Genomic DNA, 20,144 nt, shown 5'->3' with positions numbered 1-20,144 from the left:
CCGCCCGCACCAGCCCTTATAGGAACCGTGGTGCCAGATTATCAGAAGGTGGGTTGAGGCCGAGATAACGCCATCCGGGTTCCCCCAGCATTCGCCCCCGTGAGGTCCGCAGGATCAACCCTTCCTGTATCAAATAGGGTTCCACTACGTCTTCCAACGTATCACGGGCTTCCGCCAGTGCCGCCGCCAATGTTTCCACCCCCACGGGGCCACCCCGGTGATGCTCGGCAATGCGGCGGAGATAACGTCTATCCATCGCATCAAGCCCGTGGCTGTCTACCTCCAGTCGAGAGAGGGCTGCATCTGCCAACGCACGATCAACGACCCCTTTCTTCGCCACAAGGGCAAAGTCCCGCACTCGGCGCAGCAGCCTTCCAGCAATACGAGGTGTCCCACGGGAACGGCGGGCAATTTCTTCCGCCCCTTCATCCGTCAACGCCATGCCTAGCTTCTCTGCGCCACGGCTAACAATCTGACGCAACTCATCAGGCGTATAGAAAACCAAACGCAACGGAATACCGAACCGGTCCCGCAACGGTGTTGCCAGCAGACCAGAGCGTGTCGTGGCTGCTACGAGCGTAAAGGGGGCCAAATCAATCCGCACTGAGCGAGCCGCCGGCCCCTCACCAATGACGAGGTCCAATTGGAAATCTTCCATCGCAGGATAAAGAATTTCCTCAATCGCTGGCTGGAGACGATGAATTTCATCAATGAACAGCACATCTCGAGGCTGCAGGTTCGTCAAAATCGCCGCAAGGTCTCCAGCACGCTGAATGACCGGGCCTGACGTAGCCCGAAAACCCACACCAAGCTCACGAGAAACGATCTGGGCAAGGGTTGTCTTCCCCAATCCCGGCGGGCCATGCAGCAGAACATGGTCCAGCGCATCACCCCGTTTACGGGCGGCCTCGATAAAAATGGAAAGATTTTCCCGGCTGGCTTTCTGGCCTGTAAAGTCGGCCAAAGTCTGCGGCCGCAGGGTGGTATCAGCCACATCCTCGGGCTGACGTGTGGCATCCGTCTCCGGCGCACGGCCAGAAGGTGTCTCTGGTACAAACTGGTTCATCGGCCCTGCTCTTTCCCTCTTCCCTCTGCCTACCGGGCCAGTTCCTTAAGAGCAAGACGGATGATGACATCCAGCCCCGCCCCGTCATTCTCCCCAATGAGCCGGCTGACGATCGGCCAGCTTTCTGCACGACGGAAGCCCAGACCTTCCAGAGCCATAAGGGCATCCTGCTCCAACCCTGCACTCCCATGCAGACTGGTGCTAAGAGCCGCCTCGCCCCCTCCAGTGGTCATGCTCGCCCCGCTCATACCGGCAGGAGCTGGCATTTTGGCCACTTTGCCTTTGAGCTCCGTTAAGAGACGCGCTGCCAGCTTGGGGCCGACCCCAGCGGCCTGCGTAAAGGCAGTCTTATCCTCCGCATGGACAGCCTTCCACAGCAGACTAGGACGACTAACTGACAGAATGGCCAAAGCCACACGGGTACCCACCCCTTGAACAGTCGTGAGAAGGCGGAACCATGCCTGTTCATCCGCTTCCGCAAAGCCAAACAGCTGAATAGCATCTTCCCGCACGATGGTTTCCACCAGCACACGGGCCACTTCTGGCGGGCGAGGCAACAGCCCGAGCGTATGGCTTGATGCCGATACAACATAGCCTACCCCATTAACATCAATGAGGCAGTGACCCCCTTCAATATGAGAGACAAGACCTGTTAACTGCCCGATCATGCCATGCGCACTCCCGCACCCACATGCTGCGCACTCGCCCGATGATGAGCATGACAAATCGCAATAGCGAGCGCATCGGAAGCATCAGCCCGCTTCACCTCCGCCCCCGGCAAAAGACGGCGGACCATCATGCTGACCTGCTCCTTAGTCGCTGCTCCCGTACCGACAACCGCACGCTTTACGGCCATGGCGCCATATTCATGCACACTCAACCCGGCAAGAGCCGGCACGACAAGGGCTACACCACGAGCATAGCCTAACTTGAGCGTAGAAGAGCCATTACGGTTTACATAGGTCTCCTCAACGGCAGCTTCCGTGGGGCCATAGTGCTGAATGAGCTTCATCAACCCTTCATGCAAGTCGCAAAGGCGGCGGGGAACGTCATCACCGCTCTGGGTTGCCAAAACACCATCGGCAACATGGCGCAGACGATTCCCCTCCACATCGACAATACCCCAGCCCATAAAGCGCAGGCCGGGGTCTATCCCCATAAGGCGGATCAAGCTGCTAGAGCCTCGGCTACCTCGTCTGGAATGTCAAAGTTGGCGTAAACAGCCTGCACGTCATCATTTTCCTCAAGCACATCAATTAGCTTGAGAACGGAACGGGCCTGATCCTCATCCAGCGTGACAGTCGTCTGCGGACGCCAATCCAGCTTGGCAGAACGAGGCTCGCCGAAACGGCCCTCCAGCGCATCACGCACGCTCATCAGGGCTTCCATTGCTGTGGTAATCTCGTGGCCATCTTCTGTAGTTTCCACGTTATCAGCACCAGCTTCGATGGCGGCTTCCAGCATGTCATCTTCAGAGGCAGCATCCTGCGGGTAAGCGATCACACCGATATGATCGAAACCAAAGGACACTGAATTGGTTTCCCCCATGGAGCCACCATGCTTGGAAAATGCAGCCCGGACCTCAGAAGCCGTACGGTTGCGGTTATCCGTAAGACCTTCGATGATGATGGCCACGCCAGCCGGACCATAACCCTCGTAACGGACAGCCACATAATCTTCCCCGCCACCGGCACCGCTGGCCTTCTTGATGGCACGTTCGACCGTATCCTTGGGCATATTGACTTCACGAGCTGCCGTAATGGCGGCACGCAGGCGAGGGTTCATGGCCGGGTCTGGCATACCGGACCGTGTTGCCACCGTGATCTCACGGATGACTTTGGCAAACTGCTTGGCACGCTTGGCATCCTGCGCCCCTTTACGGTGCATGATGTTCTTAAACTGTGAATGTCCTGCCATGGACCCTAATTCTCCTAAAAAAACGTTGAACGTCTATATTCCATGCACCAGCAACGTGCGTCAGAAGGCCGCCCGGAAAAGGCGGCCCCTTCTTAAATCATTCTGCCGTGGCAGTGCTTGAACTTCTGTCCGGACCCACAAGGGCACGGCGCATTACGAGGCACCTCGTTAAGCCAGCGGGCCAGTGTCGCCGTATCCAGAGCTTCCTCCTCAGAGGCACCCTCCTCCATCATGCCTGTCGGTGCTGGCGGCATGGTCGGGGCTTCACTGACAGGCTGGACATGGCTGACGGACTGCACAACACGGATCCGCAGGTCTTCCAACATGTAAGTGAACATCTGGAAGGCTTCCTGCTTATATTCATTCAGCGGATCACGCTGAGCATAGGCCCGCAAGCCAATCCCCTGCCGCATCTGGTCCAGCCCGTGCAGATGCTCCTTCCATGCCCCATCAAAAGAGGTCAGGAGGATATGCTTCTCAATCAACCTCATCATCTCCGGGCCGACAGTAGCGGAGCGGGCCGCATGGGCCTTTGTCGCCGTATCCTCGATACGGTCGATCAGATGCTCCTCATCCATGCCGTCTTCTTTTGCCCAATCGGCAATCGGCATATCCAGATTGAGAATACGGTGAAGCTCTGATGCCAGACCATCGATATCCCATGCTTCCACAAAGGAATTCTGCGGGATATGGGCATGGACAAGCTCTTCAATCACCTTGCCCCGCATATCCGCAATCACACCGGATACATCAGCAGAAGCCATATACTCACGACGCTGAGCGTAGACTTCCTTACGCTGAGCATTCATGACATCGTCATATTTCAGCGTGTTCTTGCGCATATCGAAGTTACGAGCCTCGACCTTTTTCTGCGCTTTTTCCAAGGCTCGGTTCAGCCACGGGTGAACGATAGCTTCACCCCGTTTGAGGCCCATCTTCTGCATCATCGCCCCCATGCGGTCCGACCCGAAAATACGGATCAGATCATCCTGAAGGGAGAGGAAGAAGCGGGAATTACCGGGGTCACCCTGACGGCCGGACCGCCCACGCAGCTGATTATCCACTCGGCGGCTTTCATGCCGTTCTGTCCCGATGACATACAGCCCACCAAGCTCGTGCACCTTCTTGTGGTCAGCCGCCACCTGTGCACGAACCTGCTCCTCCACAGTGGCCCGCTCAGCTTCATCCTCAATGCCAGCGGTCTTCTCTGCCACCAGCATCTCGACATTACCGCCGAGCTTGATGTCCGTTCCACGGCCCGCCATGTTCGTAGCGATCGTGATAGCACCCGGTGCACCAGCCTGTGCAATGATGCTGGCCTCACGCTCATGGTGACGGGCATTCAGCACGTTATGCGGAATACGCTTCTGCCGCAGCAAATGAGACAGAACCTCGCTCTGCTCAATAGAGGCCGTACCAACAAGAATGGGCTGGCCCGTCTCATGCACCTTGCGGACAAGCTCTGCCACGGCTTCGTATTTCTCTTCCGCTGTGAGATAGACCTCATCATCCGCATCCTTACGGCGGACGGGCAGGTTTGTCGGAATCTCCACAACCTGAAGGTTGTAAATCTCGGCGAATTCATCCGCCTCTGTCATAGCTGTACCGGTCATACCGGCCAGCTTGGGGTAGAGACGGAAATAGTTCTGGAAAGTAATGGAAGCCAGCGTCTGGTTTTCCTGCTGAATTTCCACGCCTTCCTTAGCTTCCAACGCCTGATGCAAACCATCGGAGTAACGGCGCCCATCCATCATACGGCCCGTAAACTCATCGATCAGCATCACCTTGCCATCACGGACGATGTAATCAACATCCCTCGTGAAGAGCGTCCGCGCCCGCAAAGACTGCTGAACATGATGGACAACCGAGATATTATGAAGGTCATACAGTCCACCTTCATGCAGCAGGCCAGCCTCTTGCAGCAGCTCCTCGACACGGTCGGACCCTTTTTCCGTCAGCGTGACGGTGCGCAGTTTCTCGTCCTTCTCAAAGACGTCCTGTTCCTTCACCAGACGGGCGATCACAGCATCTACATGGCGGTAAAGATCGGAACTATCATCCGCAGGGCCAGAGATAATGAGCGGCGTGCGAGCCTCATCAATAAGGATACTGTCGACCTCATCAACGATGGCAAAGCTGAAAGCACGCTGGACCATTTCATCCAGCGAATATTTCATATTGTCCCGCAGATAGTCGAAGCCGAACTCATTGTTCGTTCCGTATGTAATATCCGCCCCGTAGGCCGCACGACGCTGATCGTCCGTCAGGTTCGGGATAATCACACCGGTGGTCAGGCCAAGGAAGCCATACAGACGGGACATTTCCTCAGCATCACGTTTGGCCAGATAGTCATTGACCGTAACAACATGCACCCCCTTACCGGACAGCGCATTCAAATAAACGGCCAAAGTACCAACAAGGGTTTTACCCTCACCCGTCCGCATTTCGGCAATGCGCCCATCATGCAGGACCATGCCCCCAATGAGCTGCACATCAAAATGACGCATACCCAGCACACGGCGGGAGGCCTCGCGACACACAGCGAAAGCCTCAATTAGCAGGTCATCCAGAGAAGCACCCTCAGCCAGACGCTGACGGAACTCCACCGTCTTACCCTTCAGTTCATCGTCTGTGAGAGCCTGCACCTGCGGCTCCAGAGCATTGATCTCTGGCACACGCCGTTGATACTTCTTGAGCGAACGGTCGTTGGAGTGGCCAAAGAGGGCGCGAGCAAGGCGTGAAAGCATGAGTTACCCTGAAAATTTTGCCATCAGCGACTGCGTACGCCCCTTCTCCCCACGGGAAACCGGGAAACGCCTGCTACGGATGGTCACAACGCTTTTCATATTATGTCCGACATAAGGGGCCTCGCCATCATGGTCAATGGGAAAGCCCCTGTCCTCCTTCTGGACACAGCACCATTCCCCACTTTTTCCCCCGCTGAGAACCGGCAATGCCACCTCACACTTATGATGACATAAAATATAGGAAATACTTCACGTTTCTGCCCGTAAAGCTCTTGCTAGGGCAAGCAGGCTTTGTCATGGTGAAAAGGCTGAGTTCTAACAGATTGAAATGACGAGGTCTTACATGCGGCTTTCCCGCTCTCTCCTCCTGTGCACGGCCCTCATCGGGGGCGTCTCCTCTTCTGCCTCGCTGACGGCACAGGCCTTGGCCGCTGATGCCAAGCCAGCCGCCGCTGCACAGCCGCAGGCCAAGCCCGCAGCAGACCCCAACATGCTGCTGGCCACCGTGAATGATCAGAAGATCACTCTGGGCGATGTTCAGCGTGCTGCTGCTACACTGCCGCCGGAAGCCCGCCAGCTTCAGCCTGCCGTCATCATTCCCTTGCTGATTAATCAGCTCATCGACCAGAAGGCCATCCAGCTTCAGGCTGACAAGGCTGGTCTGGCAAACAAGCCTGCCGTCAAAGCCGCTATGGAGGCTGCTGCCAACAACGTGCTCCAGAACGCTTATCTGGAAGAGCAGGTTGCTCCGAAACTGACAGACGAAGCCCTAAAGGCTTACTATCAGGAGCATTATGCTTCCAAGAAGCCTGAGGAAGAAGTTCATGCCCGCCATATCCTCGTGGATAGCGAAGCCAAGGCACAGGGCATCATCCGTCAGCTGAACAAGGGTGCTGATTTCGCCAAGCTGGCCGGCCGCCTCTCCACGGACAAAGCTTCCGGTGGGACAAACGGCGGTGACCTCGGCTGGTTCAAACGCGGGGACATGATCCCTGACTTCTCCAATGCTGCTTTCTCTATGAAGTCCGGCACCATCACCCAGAAGCCGGTTCATACTCAGTATGGCTGGCATGTGATTCAGGTTCTGGGCACACGGACAGCCCCTGTGCCGAGCTTTGAGCAGGTCCGTGACCAAATCCGCCGTGACCTGATCCGTCAGGAAGTCCGGCAGGTTGTGGAAGCCGCCGAGAAGCAGGCTCGAATCGTGCATTATGATGCCAAGGGCCAGCCCATCACCAGCGCACCGGCACCGGCTGCTGCTCCGGCACAGGCAACACACTAAGCCATGGCGAAACCATACCCCCGCTCCCCGCTGGCGCTCTCACTGCCTAAGCTGACCTCCATCGCCGGGGTGCGGCTTAGTGGTGTGGAAGCCAATATCCGCTATAGCGGGCGGACCGACCTTATGCTGGTCGAGTTCGCCCCGGGCACAACGGCAGCAGGTGTCTACACCCGCAATCTCTGCCCGGGGGCTCCCATCCCCTGGTGCCGCGGCGCCCTTGCGAACACGCCTCATGCACGGGCACTGCTGGTGAACTCCGGCAATGCAAATGTCTTCACCGGTCGTGCCGGGGAAGAAGCCGTGGTGGCCTGTGCTGGTGAAGTAGCACACCTGCTGGGGTGCCCAGTTGAGGATGTTTTCCTCGCCTCTACTGGCGTAATTGGCGAGACACTCCCTTACAAAAAGATCCTCTCGGCTCTGCCTGCAGCTATCGAGGCCTTGCATGATGACGGCTGGGAAGACGCTGCCCGCGCTATCATGACGACCGATACCTTCCCCAAGGCCGCCCGCCGTGAAGTGACGATAGGCGACACGCCGGTCTGCATTCAAGGAATCGCCAAGGGGTCCGGCATGGTCGCCCCGGACATGGCCACGATGCTGGCCTATGTCGCCACGGATGCCGCTCTGCCTCAGCCGGTTCTTCAGGCCCTGCTAGAAGAAGGTGTGGGACCGAGCTTCAACTCCATCACGGTGGATTCAGACACATCCACATCGGACATGCTAATGCTTTTCGCCACTGGGCAGGCAAAGCATGAGGCGATCAGCAGTCATGAGGATTCAGCACTGGCCGAGTTCCGTGCAGCCCTGAAGGACCTGCTCCATGAGCTGGCCCTGCTGGTTGTCCGGGATGGCGAAGGGGCCACCAAGCTGATCCGTGTCGATGTGCAAGGCGCACAGAGCGAGCAGTCCGCCCGGCGGATTGCCATGGCCATTGCTAACTCTCCATTGGTGAAGACCGCCATTGCTGGGGAAGATGCCAATTGGGGCCGCATCGTCATGGCCGTTGGCAAGAGCGGTGAACCTGCTGACAGGGACCGCCTCTCCATCGCCATCGGGGACCATTGGGTGGCCAGTAAAGGCAGCGTCAAAGAGCATGACGTCCATGCGCTGGATGCCTACATGCGCCAGCAGGAGATCACAATCACGGCAGATATAGGCCTTGGTTTGGGATGTTCGAGCGTCTGGACCTGTGATCTCACCCACGGTTATATCGACATCAACGGCTCTTACCGGAGCTAAAGCTGGGGGTTCCCACCCCCGGATGTGGTAGGGTATCGGCCTTGTTATACGGACCGGGCCTGCCCTACCATCAGCGGACAGCAGCCCCCCTTAAAATAGGGGACTGATATACTCAGAAAACCATGTCGATTACCATGACAGGGCTTGTATATACTGATACGGACGGCTAGAGCACGAATAGTTATGCGTCCTGCTTACGCCTGTCACGAAAATCACGTCGGAAAAACGAGGAACGGTTTCATGTCCGCAAAAAAGCATGTCGTCATTCTAGGGGGGGGTGTTGGCGGGCTGGAAGCCGCAACCCAGCTCAGCCACAATTCTAAGGTCAGGATTACCCTGATCGATCAGAACGCCGTCCATATCTGGAAGCCCGTTCTACATGAGCTCGCCTCTGGCACGATCGGCCCGAAGGGGAATCTTTTCGCCTTTAACGAGCTTGCCAAACGTTTTGGCTTCTCCTTCATCCAGAGCACGCTGGATACCATCGACAGCACAACAAAGACGCTGAACCTAGAAAATGGGCAGGTACTGAACTACGATCTGCTGATCGTGGCTCTGGGGGCCTGTGCAAACGACTTTGGTACGCCGGGTGCAAAAGAGAACTGCCTCTTCCTCAACACTCTGGCTGATGCAAACGTCATTCACGACCGTTTCCGCTCCCTCATCGAACGGGCACAGCTGACAAACAAGCCTGTCAATCTCAGCATTGTCGGCGGTGGTGCCACGGGCGTGCAGCTGGCTGCTGAACTCTGTCAGGCTATCGACAGCACACCCGGCCTTGGTCCGTCCGCACGGAAAAGACTGCTAAAGCCCACACTGATTGAAGCACAACCCCGCCTCCTTCCACCATTCCCGGAACAGGTATCAGCTGAGGCACAAGCCGAGCTGGAGAAGCTGGGTTTTGATGTCATCACGAACGGCATGGTTAGCGAAGTTGGCTGTGGTTATATTGCCCTCAAGGATGGCCGCCGTATTGAGTCCGACTTCCCCATCTGGGCGGCCGGTGTGAAGGCCTGCGCTGCAACGTCCCTCCTCAAAAATCTTGAGCTTAGCCGCAGTGGGCAGATCATGGTCACTGATACGCTCCAGACCACGAAAGACCCGTCCATTTATGCGATTGGGGACTGTGCCCGTATGGAGGTCAACCCGACTGCCCCTACGGCTCAGGCAGCCCGACAGGAAGGCCGCTATGTTGGCCGTGTCGCTATTCCCCGGCAGCTGACAGGCAAACAACCCGTTCCCTTCGTTTATAACGACCGTGGCGCCGTTGTGGCTCTGGGCCGCTACAATGCTTGGGGCATGTGGCCTTCCAAGAAAGGCTTTGGTGGCCACGGCCTTGGAGCGCAACTGGCCCGCTTTATTCATGAAGGGTTGTTCCGCCAGCACCAGATGGGCATCAGCGGTATTTTCCGTACCATCTGCGCCGCTCTTGGCGAACGCTTCCGACCCAACAATCCAGACCTGAACGGCAAAGAAACGCCCATCGAGAACAAGGGTAAGTAAGACCCTCTTTTAGTTCTGCCGTGAAAAACCCCTTCCACATCGTGCGAAGGGGTTTTTCATGGAGGGTGCATAGAGCGCAAGACAGCAGCCCTGAGACCCCCTATACTAGGCGGACGTGCCATCATGATCCGTAATGCCGGACAGGTGCCAGTTCCATTCTGTTTTCATTACGGCTACAGGGAGCCGCCCACTATGACTCCATCCTGCACAATACCCACCGCCTCTACCGAACAGCAGATCACGAAAGACGGTTTTGCCTTTCTCCCTGCACAGCGCGCTAAAACATGGCTAGAATCCTACGGCCTGAAAGACTGGCAGGGTTTCGCGGAAAGTTGGAACGATCTGGGCGTGGACCTCTACATGGCCGATGGTGGACGCTATCGCCGCCGCCGTTATGCCACTTTCTCCATCACTGGCGACAATCTAACACGCAAAGAACATCAACCCCATTACCAGAGCCGAGATTATAATGTGCTCAATGGCGGTGTGGAACGCTGGTTCAGCCCGATCACAGATGAGATCGGGCACCATCCTGCCCTGACAGCCATTCTTCAGGCCTCTTCCAGCATGGCAGATCATCTCTCTTCTGAACGACCACAGCCAGCATCATGGCATGTAGAAGTGCATCAGTTCCGTATCGAGGCTGCCAATGATGCGGACGCTCTCCCCACGCCAGAAGGGATGCATCGAGATGGTGTAGACTGGGTGTTCGTCTTCATGGTCAACCGCTGCAATATTCGTGAAGGCGTCACCAGCATCCATGCGTTGGATCAACAGACTGTTTTAGGCTCCTTCACTCTAACGGACCCCCTGGATACAGCCATTGTGGATGACCACCGGGTTTATCACGGCGTGACAGCTGTCGAGCCGGAAGACCCGGCACACCCCGCCTATCGGGATGTGCTTGTCGTCACATTACGTTATGAATAACGCCCCTGCTCCTTCCTGCTCTTCCCAGAGGATAACAACGCCATGACCCGCCTATCACCTGCCTCTCGCCGCTTTCATGGCTTTACCAAAAGCCTGCGTCCCGCTGCCACTGTCATGGCCCTCTCTGGCCTTGCCTTGATTACCCCTGCCGGGGCAAACACGGCGAAACATTCAGCACATCGCCATCACGCATCCCAATCTTCTGGCACCATTCCTGTGGAGCTAAAATCTCAACCCGGTACGGAACTAGACAATGCGGCCCGCAGTCTGAATACCGACCTTCTGGAAGATGCAACTCGCCATAACGAACAGCCCATCGTCCTAACTGGTACGGCCAAACTTGCCCCGAAACAAAAAGGCACAATCCTGTTTGTCCAGCTACAATCCTATCGCCTCTGCGGTTCGGCGGGTTGCACAACCTCCATTTACCGTAAAAATGGCGATAAATGGGACACATTGCTTGATAGCGTGAATGGCACCATCCGTATCGCCCGTCAGCGTCATAATGGCATGGCTGATATCGTCGTTGATGGAAATGACCGCTGGGTGTTCGATGGTCAAAAATATCAAGACACCCTCAACAGCCCCTAATCCCACTGCTCCCACCGTCTTATCATAGAGGGTGGGATTCATATTTCAGTAGGGAAGCAGGCGGCTTTTTCCGGGCTGAGGCAAAATATTTTTTACAGCGTTTTACATCAGGATAATCACATCCTTATGTGATGAAATACATTCCATTAACTGATTTTCATTTATTCTACCCAGTAACTGCCTTTCCTGCTCCCGCTTATACTTTACATATAACACTATGCTTATATATGTATGGGATTGATATTTTTCACCGCTTTTTTTACCCATGACGCTTCTTCAACAGACAGAAATACAAGGGGGCGCAGCCATCCCCCGATGAGACAGAGACGCCATGCCTTCCTCCATCACGTCCATCTTTCCCGATAATGCTCGCACTCCTCTCATCTTGGATGGCGGAATGGGACGTGAACTGCACCGCATGGGGGCCCCCTTCCGCCAACCGGAATGGTCAGCCCTCAGCCTGATGGAGCGGCCTGACCTAGTGCAACAGGCACATGAAAATTTCCTCAAGGCAGGGGCGCAGGTCATCACAAGCAATAGCTATGCCGTGGTGCCTTTTCATATTGGTGAAGAGCGTTTTGCAGAACAGGGCGAAACACTAGCCCGTCTATCCGGCCATCTGGGACGGCAGGCCATTGCGGCGCAAACCAATGGAGAGGCACAACGGACATACCCCCTTCTGGCTGGTTCTCTACCTCCAACTGGCGGCTCCTACCGGCCCGACCTCTTCACCCCTCAGCAAGCAGAGGCCATCCTAACCCCGCTCATCTCTGGGCTAGCACCATCGGTTGACCTCTGGCTGGCAGAGACACAAAGCAGCATTGCGGAACTCCAAACAGCCCACCGGCTCGTTCGCCAGAATACGGACGATACACGGCCCTTCTGGGGAAGCTTCACATTGGATGATTCCGATCCCGCAGCACTCATCCACCAGCACGCCCCGGTCTGCTTGCGATCAGGTGAACGGCTGGAAGAAGCCGTGAAGGCTGCCCTTCGGTTGAAGTTAGAGGCTCTTCTCTTCAACTGTAGCGACCCTCGCATCATGGAAGTGGCACTACGAACAGCCCGCAACGTGCTGAAGGCTCACGGTGATTCCACGACCACCCTACAGCTTGGTGTTTATGCCAATGGCTTCGCTCATAACCACCATGAGGATAAGGGCCAAGGCGCAAATGAAAGCATCACACCGCTAGATGGCACGCTGACCCCGCAGCATTACGGCGAATTCGCCCAACGCTGGCACGAGGCCGGCGCCAACATCATTGGTGGATGCTGCGGCATCGGCCCGGAACATATCACCGCCCTCGCTACCCGCTTTTCCTCCCCCGACTAACCCGCCATCCTTTTCGCACTCTGGAGAAACAACGATGCCCCGCCTGCATGGCCCTTACCGTCTGCCTGCCTCCCTGCTATCCCTGTCCTGCTTGATGGGCTCATGCAGCTTTGGTCTCGGGCTCTCCACAGCCATGTCCGGCCTTGCATCCCCCGCTCTGGCCGCCGCTCCCACCCACGGCCCGGTTACAACCACCAGAGCACCCCATAAAAAGGGTAGTGGTGCAACAAAAGCTGTGCCCCATACAACTACAGCCCATCCCCACCATCGGCCCCACGCCATCAATGCCACATCTACCGAACATCTAACTGTCCGGCAGACCAACACCCCCCTAAAACGGGCACGCACCAGTACATCGCCTATTGATATTGTCACAGCTCAGCAGCTCCAGCGAACAGGGCAGCTCAACGTGGCGGATGCGCTGGCCCGCATCAATCCCTCTGTCACCATCAGCACGGCAGGCTATGATGCCTCTGCTCTGACATCCTCCATCCGCCTGCGGGGGCTTAACCCCAATCATACGCTTGTGCTTGTCAACGGCATACGCCGCCACACCACAGCAAACATCAGTGCCGACAGTGGGCCAGAGGAAGGCTCCAGTCCGGTCGATCTGAACATGATTCCTCCTGAAGCTATCGACCATATCGAAATCCTGCGGGATGGAGCAGCCTCCCGCTATGGGGCAGATGGATTGGCAGGTGTCATCAACATTGTGTTGAAAAAGGACATCAAAAGCTCTGATATCGATGCCCAGACCGGCGCAAATGCCTATAATGGCGATGGCTGGCAGTATCAGTTCGGCTTCGACAAAGGCTTTTCCCTTGGTGAGGATGGCTACGTCAATCTCGCTGGACAGATGTTCCATACGGACCATTTCATCCAAAAAGGCATTGATGACCGCACGGGCCTGTATGATGACCCTGCCCTTAGCCTTGCTGAACAGACCCGCCAGACCCTCAGTCTCAATTTCGGCAAGCACTTTACCCAGTCGCTGGAGGGCTATGGCTTTGTCACTTATGCCCACCGTCACGGCGAAGGCTTTCAGGATTACCGGACACCGGATGTCTTCCCACAATATTTCCCCAACGGCTTTTCCCCCATTGAGGCCATGGAGGAACAGGATTTCGCCGTCACTCTGGGGCTAAAAGGCCGTCTGCCTGCTGGGTTTCATTGGGATGCCAACACAACCTACGGGGCTGATGATGACCATATGAGCCTTAAAAACAGCGGCAACCCGGCTTATTATGCCGATTATGGCACATCCCCCACCAAAGTTCGGACAGAACGCTTCAAAAACGAACAGTGGAACAACACGCTAAATATCAGCCGCAAATTTGCCTTTGCTCCGGGCCACTCGTTGGATCTCTCCTTCGGGGCACAGCACAGGCTAGAGAAATACACCATCGGTGCTGGTGAACCTGCCTCCTACTACAAGGGCGGCCTTCAGGGCTTTTCGGGCCTGATGCCACAGAATGCCGGATCATGGACCCGCAATGTCTGGGCCGGTTACATTGATGCTGATTTTCACCCGCTACGTCATCTTGATGTCGATTTCGGCGGGCGGTACGAACATTACACCGATTCCGGCAATGCCCAGACAGGCAAAGTCGCCGCCCGTTATGACTTTACGAAACGTTTTGCCATACGCGCTACCATCAGCAACGGCTATCGTGCCCCAACCCTGCTGGAGCAGCATTACAGCGCACTAAGCGTTATTCCCAACGGGGCCTCCGCCAGCTTGCCCGTCAGCTCCGTGGCGGCCAGTTCCCTCGGAGCACAGAAGCTGAAAGCCGAACGCTCCACCAACGCCAGCGGCGGCATCGTGATGGAACCCATTACGAATCTTCATGTCTCTGTGGATGTGTATCAGATTAATATCCGCAACCGCATTGCTCCGGGTGGCAGCTTTCAGGGTAGTGCAGCAGAAAACGCCATCGCCCTTATGGGGGCCGCCCTGCCCAGCGGTCTGGACCCGGACAACGTAACGGCAACCTACTTCACCAACGGTGCCAGCACCCGCACGCAGGGGCTGGACATCATGGCCGATTACAATCTGAAGCTGCACCGCTACGGGTCACTCAATCTCAGCATGGCTCTCAATCTTAACCGGACCCGCATCCATCATCTCAATACCTATGCAGATGAATCACCCATCCTCAATGCCCAGCAGATCGGCTATCTCACCACAGCATCACCACGCAGCAAGATTGTTCTCAATGCCTATTGGAAGCTGAACCGCTGGAACGTGAACCTACGCCAGACCCGCTATGGCGAGACGGTCAACAACGTGACTTATCAGGACATGGCACCGGCTGCCCTGCAATATTCACAGAGCCAGTTCCACCGCTTCGTAAACACACCCGCATGGCTGACAGACCTTGAGGTCGGCTTCCAGGCTACAAAGCGCATCCATCTCGCTATCGGCGGGAATAATCTCTTCAATATCCGCCCTCGCCGGATGCCAGCCGAGAACTCCTACCTTGGCACGCTGTTCTATGACAACAACTCCGCCGGTATCCCCATGACAGGGGGATATTATTACGGGCGCATCAACATCAGCCTGTAACGGCATTTCAGGCACGGATCACGGCAAGGCAGACCATCATGTTCTCAGCAATTGAACAACACACCATCCACCCCATCCCCGCCTCGGACAGGCGGGGACGCCCCCGGGACCAGTTCACCATCTGGTTCAGCACTAACATGACGCTGCTAACAGTCGTGACCGGTGCGTTAGGCCCGTTGCAATGTCATATCTCCTTTAGCATGACAGCCCTTGCCTTCCTGCTGGGCAGCCTGCTCGGGGCGGTCTTCATGGCTCTTCATGCTGTGCAGGGGCCACGGCTGGGTGTCCCGCAGATGATTCAAAGCCGGGGGCAATTCGGGGCGTGGGGGGCCATTCCGGTCATCCTGATGGTCGTCATCATGTATGTCAGCTTTGTTGCTTCAAACTGCGTGGTAGGCGGCGATGCGCTGCGAAGCGTCCTACCTTTGCTGGGAGCACATCCGGCCATTCTCATCATGGCTGTGCTCAGCCTGCTGCCCTGCATTATCGGCTATAGGACAATCGAAATCTTTTCCTCAGCCGTCTCCTTCATCACGGCTGCCGTCATCCTGCTCTGCTTCTTTGTCGGACTAGCAAGCCTGCCAAACGGACAAGCCTTTCTGGCAGACATGCACGGCTCTTTTGCTGGTTTTCTTCAGGCCTTTTCCATCGCCGTACTCTGGCAGATCGCTACGGCTCCTTACGTCTCGGACTCCTCACGCTATTTGCCGGATGAAAAGGCTAGCTATCCCCGTATTTTCCTCGCCTGCTATGGCGGTACAGTCGGTGGAACCTTTTTGGCAATGGCAGCGGGAGCCTTCCTCAGTGCCGCAACGGGTCTATCGCCTGCCGTTGCCATCACACACATGACCGGGCCGTGGGCAGGGCTAATCATTCTTGTGCTGGGGCTATCCATCGCCTTTGCCAATGCCATGGACCTCTACTGCTGCACGCTCTCTCTTATCACGCTGCTGCATAGCTGCCGTACTAGCTGGCAGCCACGGGGCCGCAGTCGCCTCATCATCACCCTGCTCATCATCCTAACAGCTACAGCGATGGCTCTCTTCATGGCCAAGTCCTTCAATGCCGCCTATAGCGCCCTGCTGGACCTGCTCATGGCCGTCATGATCCCATGGACAGCCATAAATCTGGCGGACTTCTACCTCATCCGTAAGGGGGATTATCACGTCTCATCCTTCTTCGAACGGGATGGCGGCGTCTATGGGCTTGTGAATGGCCCGGCCCTATTCAGCTACGGGCTGGGGATTCTGGCTGAAATCCCCTTTCTCAACCTGTCCTTCTATCATGGCCCACTGCTGGAGCGGCTGCACGGCGTGGACATCTCATGGCTGACAGCCCTGCTCGTCTCTACGCTCAGCTATCTTTTGCTGGCACGGCGCAAAACTGCCTCTCCATCCCTCTAAGGGGTGGGAAGCGGACTATCTCATTTTTTGGGGAGAGTTTGGAGCGGATGAGGGGAATCGAACCCCCGTATGCAGCTTGGGAAGCTGCCGTTCTACCATTGAACTACATCCGCTTCGTGGAGGCCCTTATACTGGCAGGCTGTGTGCCATGCAATCCCCTTTTCGTAGAGTTTTACAACATGGCATCACTGCTTCTCCTTGACGCTCCCTCCCACCAAGCGCATAGTCGGAGCGTGGTGCTGCCGAAAGGTAGACTGCCCTCGTGATTTGATAGGCCGGCTTGCGGCGAGGTAAAAAAACATGCGCTAAAGAGGCCCTGTTTCTCTCCCGTAGAATCAGGACTTCATACGGCCTCCATCCTAATCGGGCAGGTCATTTTGTAGCCCTGCCTCTTCAAGCTGGAGGAACCCATGCCCTCTACCGACCCATCCTTCATTGCCTCCTGCCGCACTGACACACGTCTGCTGCACGATGCTCGCAACCGTACCGAACATGGCGAAACGTCTGACGCCATCTTCCCAACATCCGGCTTTGTCTATGACAGTGCGGAACAGGCTGATGCCACCTTTGAAGGCACAATTCAGCACCTTCAATATTCCCGCTACGGCAACCCTACAGTGGATGCGCTCCAAGATCGCCTCGCTCTGTTGGAAGGGGCTGAAGCCTGCCAGACAACATCCACCGGCATGGGGGCTGTCTCCTGCGCCCTACTCGCCCAACTGAAGGCCGGTGACCGCGTTGTGGCCAGCAGCGCCCTCTTCGGCTCCACACACTGGCTGCTGGACTCGCTGCTCCCCGGCTACGGGATTGAGACCGTCATGCTGGATGGTACAGACCCCAAAGCGTGGGAAGAGGCTCTCTCCAAACCCACGCAGGCCGTGCTGATTGAGACACCTTCCAACCCAATGTTGGATGTGCTGGATATCCGCCATATTGCGGACCTCGCCCATAAGGCTGGGGCTGTCTTCATGGTTGATAACGTCTTTGCTACCCCTGTTGGCCAAAAACCGCTGGAACTTGGTGCGGATGTCGTCATCTACTCCTGTACCAAGCATATTGATGGTCAGGGCCGTGTGATGGGCGGGGCCATTCTGGGCAGCAAAAAATGGATCACCGAAACACTCCAGCCCTTCGTCCGTAATACAGGCAATACGCTCTCCCCCTTCAATGCGTGGGTTCTCTCCAAGGGGCTGGAAACATTGCGCCTGCGTGTGGATGCCATGGCCCGTAATGCGGCTCGTGTTGCTGATGCCCTGAGCGAGCTACCCGGCATTACATCTGTCCGCTATCCCGGTCGTAAAGACCATCCTCAGGCCGATCTTGCCCGCAAGCAGATGAGCAACGGCGGCACACTGGTAGCCTTCAGCGTGGCCAATGGCCGGGAAGGAGCCTTTGCTTGCCTTAATGCGTTCCGCCTTATTGCCATCTCCAACAATCTAGGGGATGCCCGTAGCCTTGCCACTCATCCTGCCACAACCACCCACCGCAAACTAACACCGGAGCAGCGGGCCGCTCTGGGTATTACGGATGGGTCAATCCGTTTCTCGGTCGGGTTGGAAGATGCGGAAGACCTGATTGAAGACCTTCGCCGTGGTGCCGAAGCCGCCCTGAAGGCCGGTAAATAATCTCCGTGGTCGTGCAGCCCTTCACGCTTTCTCCCCGGGCGGAACGTGACGGGCTGCGCCACGACAGATTCCAAATTTCCTGAATACCAAGAGGGGAAAATCCCCCAGCCCTGACAGAATGACCTGACAAATCGCTATAATGATTCTAAGTAGGGGCCCATGTCCGATAATTCCCCCCCTCCGGAAGACCCTATGGTCGAGACGGAAACCCTCGAGATGGAACCCATAACGGCCCTGCCTGCCTTCACGGCCCGGACTGGGGAGATAACTGTCAATGTCCGCCCCTTCTGGGTTGATGAACATTCCGACCCGGAAGAGCATCGTTATGTCTGGCTCTATCATGTTCTGATCGAGAACAAGGGTAAGGAGAGCATCCAGCTTCTCTCCCGCAGCTGGACCATCACAGATGAACGTGGCGGGCGGGAACAAGTGCATGGCGAGGGCGTAGTAGGCGAGCAACCCATCATTGCGCCAGATAGCAGCTACCAATATACATCCGGCGCTGAGCTCAAAACACCCAGCGGCTTCATGGAGGGCATCTACCATATGATCGCTCCAACCAGTGGTCACCGTTTTGATGTCACCGTGCCCGTTTTCAGTCTGGACAGCCCCCACCATATGGGCATGACCCACTGACAAACCCGTAAAAGAAGGACTGACCATCTTGAACGCCCCTCACGCCCGCCCCAAACGCAAACGCATTGCCGCCCTTCTTCTGGCGGCGGGACGTGGGCGGCGCTTCTCCGCCGGTGCTACACAAGAGCAGGCCAGCATCAGCAAGCAGTTCCATCTTCTGGCAGGCCAACCAGTTATCCGACATGCCGCTCTGGCCCTATTGCCACACGTGGATGTCCTCCAGCCGGTTGGCAGTGACCCGCTCTTGCCCGAGGCTCTAGCAGGACTAGATGTCCTCCCCCCAGTCGAGGGTGGTGCAGAACGTCATGATAGCGTGCGGGCTGGGCTGGAGGCTCTGGCCAAGTTGCCAGAACAACCAGATATCGTCCTCGTGCATGATGGTGCCCGCCCCTGCGTGCCTGCTGCTGTCATCGCCCGCACCCTTGAGGCTCTAGAAAGTTTTGAAGGCGTCATCCCCGCCCTACCTGTCAGCGATACGTTGAAGAAGGTGGAAGGTGGCGTCATCACGGGGACAGTCCCACGGGAAGGCCTCTGGCGTGCCCAAACCCCGCAGGGCTTTTCCTTCCCCCTGCTGCGGGACCTGCATGACCGCCACCGCACAGCCCTGACCGACGATGCTGGCCTGCTGGAGGCAGAAGGTCACAAGGTAGCAATCGTCATGGGCTCGGAAGATAATATCAAACTGACCGTTACGGAGGATCTGATGCGGCTTGAACGTGTAATTGAGGACCAAAAGACCCAGCCTGTGCAGGCACCCGTTCTTCTACCCCGTGTCGGTCTGGGCTATGATGTTCATGCCTTCGCCGAAGGTCGCAAACTCATCCTCTGTGGCATCGAGATACCCCATGAGAAGGGTCTTGCCGGTCACTCCGATGCGGATGTGGGCATCCATACGCTCTGCGATGCCATCTATGGGGCGCTGAATGAGGGCGACATCGGCCGCCACTTCCCCCCCACGGATGAGAAATGGCGTGACATGGATTCTGCCCGCTTCCTCATCCATGCTGGGGACCTTATCCGCTCCAAAGGGGGGATGCTGGTTAATGCCGACCTGACGATTATCTGTGAGCGCCCGAAGATCGGTCCCCATGCCAAAGCTATGTGCGCCCGCCTTGCCGAGCTGCTGAAGGTCAACCCCAGCCGCATTTCTGTTAAAGCCACGACTTCCGAGCGTCTGGGCTTTACAGGACGGGAAGAAGGCATCGCTGCCACCGCTGCCGTCAGCATCATGGTGCCAGACAGCGGAGAGTAAAACGCTCTCCTAAAAGATCATCAAAAAAGCCCTTCTGGCCGTAATGCCAAAAGG

At 56.7% G+C, this 20,144-nt stretch carries 16 protein-coding genes, 1 tRNA gene and 1 riboswitch; of the genes, 11 read left to right on the top strand and 6 right to left on the bottom strand.

Annotated features, from left to right (window positions below):
* Nucleotides 1–16: 16 nt before the first annotated feature.
* The 5 genes from ruvB to secA all read right to left on the bottom strand — a co-directional run bounded on the left by ruvB (nucleotide 17) and on the right by secA (nucleotide 5,730).
* Nucleotides 17–1,066, bottom strand: coding sequence for a Holliday junction branch migration DNA helicase RuvB (gene ruvB, locus AL01_RS05830; RefSeq protein ID WP_077396520.1), 1,050 nt, complete (start codon nucleotides 1,064–1,066; stop codon nucleotides 17–19).
* A gap of 29 nt (nucleotides 1,067–1,095) precedes the next feature.
* Nucleotides 1,096–1,734 carry a Holliday junction branch migration protein RuvA gene (gene ruvA / locus AL01_RS05825; protein WP_077396519.1) on the bottom strand — a complete coding sequence of 213 codons (639 nt, stop codon included), beginning with the start codon at nucleotides 1,732–1,734 and terminating at the stop codon, nucleotides 1,096–1,098.
* Nucleotides 1,731–2,237 (bottom strand): crossover junction endodeoxyribonuclease RuvC, encoded by a 507-nt coding sequence (gene ruvC, locus AL01_RS05820; RefSeq protein WP_077396518.1) that lies wholly within the window; start codon nucleotides 2,235–2,237, stop codon nucleotides 1,731–1,733. Before ruvC ends, ruvA begins: the two co-directional genes overlap by 4 nt.
* A complete protein-coding gene (locus AL01_RS05815; protein WP_077396517.1) occupies nucleotides 2,234–2,983 on the bottom strand; it encodes a YebC/PmpR family DNA-binding transcriptional regulator in 750 nt (249 codons plus the stop codon). The genes ruvC and AL01_RS05815 overlap by 4 nt, the downstream gene beginning before the upstream one ends.
* 92 nt (nucleotides 2,984–3,075) lie before the next feature.
* Nucleotides 3,076–5,730, bottom strand: a complete 2,655-nt coding sequence (gene secA, locus AL01_RS05810; protein ID WP_077396516.1) for a preprotein translocase subunit SecA — start codon at nucleotides 5,728–5,730, stop codon at nucleotides 3,076–3,078.
* 328 nt (nucleotides 5,731–6,058) lie between these two features.
* On the opposite strand from secA, the gene AL01_RS05800 reads away from it, so the two are divergent.
* The 8 genes from AL01_RS05800 to AL01_RS05765 all read left to right on the top strand — a co-directional run bounded on the left by AL01_RS05800 (nucleotide 6,059) and on the right by AL01_RS05765 (nucleotide 16,577).
* Nucleotides 6,059–7,012 carry a peptidylprolyl isomerase gene (locus AL01_RS05800; protein WP_241502724.1) on the top strand — a complete coding sequence of 318 codons (954 nt, stop codon included), beginning with the start codon at nucleotides 6,059–6,061 and terminating at the stop codon, nucleotides 7,010–7,012.
* A gap of 3 nt (nucleotides 7,013–7,015) precedes the next feature.
* Nucleotides 7,016–8,251, top strand: coding sequence for a bifunctional glutamate N-acetyltransferase/amino-acid acetyltransferase ArgJ (argJ, locus tag AL01_RS05795; protein ID WP_077396513.1), 1,236 nt, complete (start codon nucleotides 7,016–7,018; stop codon nucleotides 8,249–8,251).
* A 240-nt stretch (nucleotides 8,252–8,491) separates the two neighbouring features.
* On the top strand, nucleotides 8,492–9,754 hold the full coding sequence (locus tag AL01_RS05790) for an NAD(P)/FAD-dependent oxidoreductase (RefSeq protein ID WP_077396512.1): 1,263 nt from the start codon (nucleotides 8,492–8,494) through the stop codon (nucleotides 9,752–9,754).
* Between the two features lie 192 nt (nucleotides 9,755–9,946).
* A complete protein-coding gene (locus tag AL01_RS05785; RefSeq protein WP_077396511.1) occupies nucleotides 9,947–10,684 on the top strand; it encodes a 2OG-Fe dioxygenase family protein in 738 nt (245 codons plus the stop codon).
* Nucleotides 10,685–10,726: 42 nt separating this feature from the next.
* Nucleotides 10,727–11,275 (top strand): hypothetical protein, encoded by a 549-nt coding sequence (locus AL01_RS05780; protein WP_143280708.1) that lies wholly within the window; start codon nucleotides 10,727–10,729, stop codon nucleotides 11,273–11,275.
* A gap of 331 nt (nucleotides 11,276–11,606) precedes the next feature.
* Nucleotides 11,607–12,608 (top strand): homocysteine S-methyltransferase family protein, encoded by a 1,002-nt coding sequence (locus tag AL01_RS05775; RefSeq protein ID WP_077396510.1) that lies wholly within the window; start codon nucleotides 11,607–11,609, stop codon nucleotides 12,606–12,608.
* Between the two features lie 34 nt (nucleotides 12,609–12,642).
* On the top strand, nucleotides 12,643–15,174 hold the full coding sequence (locus tag AL01_RS05770; RefSeq protein ID WP_241502723.1) for a TonB-dependent receptor plug domain-containing protein: 2,532 nt from the start codon (nucleotides 12,643–12,645) through the stop codon (nucleotides 15,172–15,174).
* 38 nt (nucleotides 15,175–15,212) lie between these two features.
* Nucleotides 15,213–16,577: a purine-cytosine permease family protein gene (locus AL01_RS05765; protein WP_077396509.1), complete on the top strand. Its 1,365-nt coding sequence runs from the start codon at nucleotides 15,213–15,215 to the stop codon at nucleotides 16,575–16,577.
* 39 nt (nucleotides 16,578–16,616) lie between these two features.
* On the opposite strand, the gene AL01_RS05760 is transcribed toward AL01_RS05765, so the two are convergent.
* A tRNA-Gly gene (locus AL01_RS05760) sits at nucleotides 16,617–16,690 on the bottom strand.
* 136 nt (nucleotides 16,691–16,826) lie between these two features.
* Nucleotides 16,827–16,907: riboswitch (SAM riboswitch) on the top strand.
* Nucleotides 16,908–16,987: 80 nt separating this feature from the next.
* Here AL01_RS05760 and metZ point away from each other — a divergent pair.
* From metZ to ispF, 3 genes are all read left to right on the top strand, one after another.
* Nucleotides 16,988–18,202: an O-succinylhomoserine sulfhydrylase gene (metZ, locus tag AL01_RS05755; RefSeq protein WP_077396508.1), complete on the top strand. Its 1,215-nt coding sequence runs from the start codon at nucleotides 16,988–16,990 to the stop codon at nucleotides 18,200–18,202.
* Nucleotides 18,203–18,361: 159 nt separating this feature from the next.
* The gene (apaG, locus tag AL01_RS05750) at nucleotides 18,362–18,838 is read left to right on the top strand and encodes a Co2+/Mg2+ efflux protein ApaG (RefSeq protein ID WP_077396507.1); all 477 of its coding nucleotides are present in this window, start codon (nucleotides 18,362–18,364) and stop codon (nucleotides 18,836–18,838) included.
* A 28-nt stretch (nucleotides 18,839–18,866) separates the two neighbouring features.
* Nucleotides 18,867–20,090 carry a 2-C-methyl-D-erythritol 2,4-cyclodiphosphate synthase gene (gene ispF, locus AL01_RS05745; protein ID WP_077396506.1) on the top strand — a complete coding sequence of 408 codons (1,224 nt, stop codon included), beginning with the start codon at nucleotides 18,867–18,869 and terminating at the stop codon, nucleotides 20,088–20,090.
* Nucleotides 20,091–20,144: the final 54 nt, after the last annotated feature.

The sequence above is a fragment of the Bombella intestini genome (assembly GCF_002003665.1).
GTDB classification, from domain to species: domain Bacteria; phylum Pseudomonadota; class Alphaproteobacteria; order Acetobacterales; family Acetobacteraceae; genus Bombella; species Bombella intestini.
This window is presented reverse-complemented; position numbering and strand designations above follow the sequence as displayed.

Coding starts and splice junctions, on each gene's coding strand:
- ruvB (WP_077396520.1), bottom strand. CDS start 1,066: ATGAACCAGTTTGTACCAGAGACACCTTCTGGCCGTGCGCCGGAGACG.
- ruvA (WP_077396519.1), bottom strand. CDS start 1,734: ATGATCGGGCAGTTAACAGGTCTTGTCTCTCATATTGAAGGGGGTCAC.
- AL01_RS05815 (WP_077396517.1), bottom strand. CDS start 2,983: ATGGCAGGACATTCACAGTTTAAGAACATCATGCACCGTAAAGGGGCG.
- secA (WP_077396516.1), bottom strand. CDS start 5,730: ATGCTTTCACGCCTTGCTCGCGCCCTCTTTGGCCACTCCAACGACCGT.
- AL01_RS05800 (WP_241502724.1), top strand. CDS start 6,059: ATGACGAGGTCTTACATGCGGCTTTCCCGCTCTCTCCTCCTGTGCACG.
- argJ (WP_077396513.1), top strand. CDS start 7,016: ATGGCGAAACCATACCCCCGCTCCCCGCTGGCGCTCTCACTGCCTAAG.
- AL01_RS05790 (WP_077396512.1), top strand. CDS start 8,492: ATGTCCGCAAAAAAGCATGTCGTCATTCTAGGGGGGGGTGTTGGCGGG.
- AL01_RS05785 (WP_077396511.1), top strand. CDS start 9,947: ATGACTCCATCCTGCACAATACCCACCGCCTCTACCGAACAGCAGATC.
- AL01_RS05780 (WP_143280708.1), top strand. CDS start 10,727: ATGACCCGCCTATCACCTGCCTCTCGCCGCTTTCATGGCTTTACCAAA.
- AL01_RS05775 (WP_077396510.1), top strand. CDS start 11,607: ATGCCTTCCTCCATCACGTCCATCTTTCCCGATAATGCTCGCACTCCT.
- AL01_RS05770 (WP_241502723.1), top strand. CDS start 12,643: ATGCCCCGCCTGCATGGCCCTTACCGTCTGCCTGCCTCCCTGCTATCC.
- AL01_RS05765 (WP_077396509.1), top strand. CDS start 15,213: ATGTTCTCAGCAATTGAACAACACACCATCCACCCCATCCCCGCCTCG.
- metZ (WP_077396508.1), top strand. CDS start 16,988: ATGCCCTCTACCGACCCATCCTTCATTGCCTCCTGCCGCACTGACACA.
- apaG (WP_077396507.1), top strand. CDS start 18,362: ATGTCCGATAATTCCCCCCCTCCGGAAGACCCTATGGTCGAGACGGAA.